At 61.9% G+C, this 1,023-nt stretch carries 2 protein-coding genes; both read left to right on the top strand.

The window, feature by feature from the left end:
• Positions 1–248: pentapeptide repeat-containing protein (locus ACIRS4_RS39305; protein WP_404205236.1), on the top strand; the 248-nt coding region annotated here is incomplete at its 5' end.
• Positions 249–403: 155 nt separating this feature from the next.
• A complete protein-coding gene (locus ACIRS4_RS39300) occupies positions 404–763 on the top strand; it encodes a hypothetical protein (protein WP_404205234.1) in 360 nt (119 codons plus the stop codon).
• The last annotated feature ends 260 nt before the right edge of the window (positions 764–1,023 follow it).

Here is a 1,023-nt window from a genome sequence, read left to right as displayed (position 1 = left end):
CCTTCCTGGACGGCACGAACCTCACCAATGTCTGGTTCGGTCATACGAACCTCGCCGGTGCCTACATCGGGGACGCGGACTTCACCAAGGCGAGGCTGATCGAAGCGAATCTCACCTCCGCCAACCTGGCCGGCGCGAACCTCGCCGATGCCGTCATCGACCGCACAGACCTCACCAACATCTACTACGACCAGACCACACGCTGGCCACCCGGCTACACACCACCCACGAGCCGCCCAACCCCCTAGGGGCGACGCGATCGCCGTTCGACCATCTGCCCGCACGATCGTTGAGAATCGCCTGCGGCTGATTCCAAACGCCCGGGTCGCGGCATGAGCGGATATCCTTCAGGTCGTTCTCCCTCTGGACCATGCAGTCTTGATGCTGATGGCATGCTCAGCCGGTGAGTGAGTACTTCTGGCCCGAGGACTATGCGTTGGGATCGCGAGCTCGCCGTGCGTGGTCGAACACGGTGGACTCGTTGCCCGTTGCCAGTCTCGTGACGGGCACAGTCATCGGGCGCCAGCCCTTCGGGGTGTTCATCGACATTGATCAGGTGTCGGATGCGGTTGGACTTCTGCGGGTCACTGCTCTGCCCCGAGATGCGGAACTCCCCGCCAAGGGCGAGTTTGTTGAGGGGCAGGTGCTTTGGCACGATCCATCGCACTTCCAGGTGATCGTGGTACCAGTGGGAGGTGCCGCCGAATCCGATAGCTCGGCAGCGCGATTGGATGCACTGAGAAAGAGGTTGAGCGGCGAGTGAGGCGTCACAGCAACACGCTCAACCTGGTCGGAAGCAGCGAGCCCAGTCCTAACGGTCTAGTAGCGGCAGTTGAGAGCGTTCGCCGACCGGCGCCGGAGCCCGGCATCTCGCGCTCCGAGGCAGGGGATGTGCGTTCGGCCGTAGCATTTGCCCGATGTCCAGCTCTACAACGGTGCTGTCCCACAGTTTCGATGGAACCTTTTACCGCATCCAGACGACGTCGTTTGATGTCCAGTACATCATCAGCGCTGAGGAAGAAC

The sequence above is a fragment of the Streptomyces sp. NPDC101166 genome (assembly GCF_044768125.1).
GTDB lineage: Bacteria > Actinomycetota > Actinomycetes > Streptomycetales > Streptomycetaceae > Streptomyces.
The sequence above is the reverse complement of the archived record's forward strand: the minus strand, read 5'-3'. Positions and strand labels throughout refer to the sequence as shown.